This is a genomic window from Arthrobacter sp. NPDC089319 (assembly GCF_040684925.1).
GTDB lineage: Bacteria > Actinomycetota > Actinomycetes > Actinomycetales > Micrococcaceae > Crystallibacter.
In genome coordinates this window covers 1,935-5,000 of sequence record NZ_JBFBGZ010000028.1, presented here as the reverse complement: position 1 = coordinate 5,000, position 3,066 = coordinate 1,935, and the positions used below count along the sequence as shown (strand labels likewise).

1 rRNA gene is annotated in these 3,066 nt (G+C 57.1%); it reads right to left on the bottom strand.

Annotated features, from left to right (window positions below):
* Positions 1 to 16 precede the first annotated feature (16 nt).
* Positions 17 to 3,066 (bottom strand): 23S ribosomal RNA (locus AB0N75_RS18805).

Here is a 3,066-nt window from a genome sequence, read left to right as displayed (position 1 = left end):
GGGGGTGGTGTGGTGTAAGTTGTCGGACTATTAGTACCGGTCAGCTCCACGAGTCTTTCGTCCTCGCTTCCACATCCGGCCTATCAACCCAGTGGTCTGGCTGGGGTCCTCTCCCCCTCAAAGGGGATGGAAATCTCATCTTGAAGCCGGCTTCCCGCTTAGATGCTTTCAGCGGTTATCCAATCCGAACGTAGCTAATCAGCGGTGCACTTGGCAGTACAACTGACACACCAGAGGTTCGTCCGTCCCGGTCCTCTCGTACTAAGGACAGACCTTCTCAAATTTCCTGCGCGCGCAGCGGATAGGGACCGAACTGTCTCACGACGTTCTAAACCCAGCTCGCGTACCGCTTTAATGGGCGAACAGCCCAACCCTTGGGACCTACTCCAGCCCCAGGATGCGACGAGCCGACATCGAGGTGCCAAACCATGCCGTCGATATGGACTCTTGGGCAAGATCAGCCTGTTATCCCCGAGGTACCTTTTATCCGTTGAGCGACGGCCATTCCACAATGTGCCGCCGGATCACTAGTCCCGACTTTCGTCCCTGCTCGAGCTGTCGCTCTCACAGTCAAGCTCCCTTGTGCACTTACACTCGCCACCTGATTGCCAACCAGGCTGAGGGAACCTTTGGGCGCCTCCGTTACTCTTTAGGAGGCAACCGCCCCAGTTAAACTACCCATCAGGCACTGTCCCTGACCCGGATTACGGGCCGAAGTTAGATGTCCAGAGTGACCAGAGTGGTATTTCAACGATGACTCCACCCGAACTGGCGTCCGGGCTTCACAGTCTCCCACCTATCCTACACAAGCCACACCGAACACCAATACCAAACTATAGTAAAGGTCTCGGGGTCTTTCCGTCCTGCTGCGCGTAACGAGCATCTTTACTCGTAGTGCAATTTCGCCGAGTTTATGGTTGAGACAGCGGGGAAGTCGTTACTCCATTCGTGCAGGTCGGAACTTACCCGACAAGGAATTTCGCTACCTTAGGATGGTTATAGTTACCACCGCCGTTTACTGGGGCTTAAATTCTCCGCTTCGCCCCCGAGGGGGCTAACAGGTCCTCTTAACCTTCCAGCACCGGGCAGGAGTCAGTCCGTATACATCGTCTTGCGACTTCGCACGGACCTGTGTTTTTAGTAAACAGTCGCTTCCCCCTGGTCTCTGCGGCCCTTACCCGCTCCGAAGCGCTAGGCTTCGTCACGGTCCGGGCCCCCCTTCTCCCGAAGTTACGGGGGCATTTTGCCGAGTTCCTTAACCATAATTCTCTCGATCGCCTTGGTATTCTCTACCTGATCACCTGTGTCGGTTTGGGGTACGGGCGGCTAAAACCTCGCGTCGATGCTTTTCTCGGCAGCATAGGATCACCGAATCCCCCCATACGGGGGTCCCGTCAGGTCTCAGGCTTCACGAACGGCGGATTTGCCAACCGTTCACCCTACATCCTTGGACCGGGACTACCATCGCCCGGCTCGGCTACCTTCCTGCGTCACACCTGTTAATACGCTTACCTCCCCGGATCGGGTCCCGCGCGCCCCGCCCATACTGGCCCCGAAGGGCACGGATGAACGGTTTGGGCGGTTAGCATCACCGGATTGGCATGGGCGGTTTTTCGCCGGTACGGGAATATCAACCCGTTGTCCATCGACTACGCCTGTCGGCCTCGCCTTAGGTCCCGACTTACCCAGGGCAGATTAGCTTGACCCTGGAACCCTTGATCATTCGGCGGACGGGTTTCCCACCCGTCTTTCGCTACTCATGCCTGCATTCTCACTCGTGTAGGCTCCACCACTGGCTTCCGCCGCAGCTTCACTGCCCACACGACGCTCCCCTACCCACCAGCGCTCCTGAACCACGAAGGCTTGGATAACACGCTGATGCCACAACTTCGGCGGTGTACTTGAGCCCCGCTACATTGTCGGCGCGGAATCACTTGACCAGTGAGCTATTACGCACTCTTTCAAGGGTGGCTGCTTCTAAGCCAACCTCCTGGTTGTCTGGGCAACTCCACATCCTTTCCCACTTAGCACACGCTTAGGGGCCTTAGTTGGTGGTCTGGGCTGTTTCCCTCTCGACTATGAAGCTTATCCCCCACAGTCTCACTGCTGCGCTCTCACTTGCCGGCATTCGGAGTTTGGCTGACGTCAGTAACCTTGTAGGGCCCATCGGCCATCCAGTAGCTCTACCTCCGGCAAGAAACACGCAACGCTGCACCTAAATGCATTTCGGGGAGAACCAGCTATCACGGAGTTTGATTGGCCTTTCACCCCTACCCACAGCTCATCCCCTCCATTTTCAACTGAAGTGGGTTCGGTCCTCCACGCGCTCTTACACGCGCTTCAACCTGGCCATGGGTAGATCACTCCGCTTCGGGTCTAGATCACGCCACTGCATCGCCCTGTTCAGACTCGCTTTCGCTACGGCTTCCCCACACGGGTTAACCTCGCGACGTAACACTAACTCGCAGGCTCATTCTTCAAAAGGCACGCCGTCACAGCTACAAGGCTGCTCCGACGGATTGTAAGCACACGGTTTCAGGTACTGTTTCACTCCCCTCCCGGGGTACTTTTCACCTTTCCCTCACGGTACTTGTCCGCTATCGGTCATCAGGTAGTATTCAGGCTTACCAGGTGGTCCTGGCAGATTCGCACGGGATTTCTCGGGCCCCGTGCTACTTGGGATACTCTCCAAGCGGCGTCACGCATTACGGTTACAGGGCTTACACCTTCTCCGGCCGGCCTTTCAAGACCGTTCACCTATACGCACGCACTCACTTTCGCTGTCCGGCAGAACAGCAGCGGAAAGTCCCGCAACCCCGGCCATGCAACGCCCGCCGGCTATCACACATGGACCGGTTTGGCCTCTTCCGCGTTCGCTCGCCACTACTAACGGAATCACTGTTGTTTTCTCTTCCTGCGGGTACTGAGATGTTTCACTTCCCCGCGTTCCCTCCACGCACCCTATGTGTTCAGGTACGGGTCACCCGGTCACTCGCGCGCCGGGCGGGGTTTCCCCATTCGGACATCCTGGGATCACCGTTCGGTTATCAACTCCCCCAGGCTTAT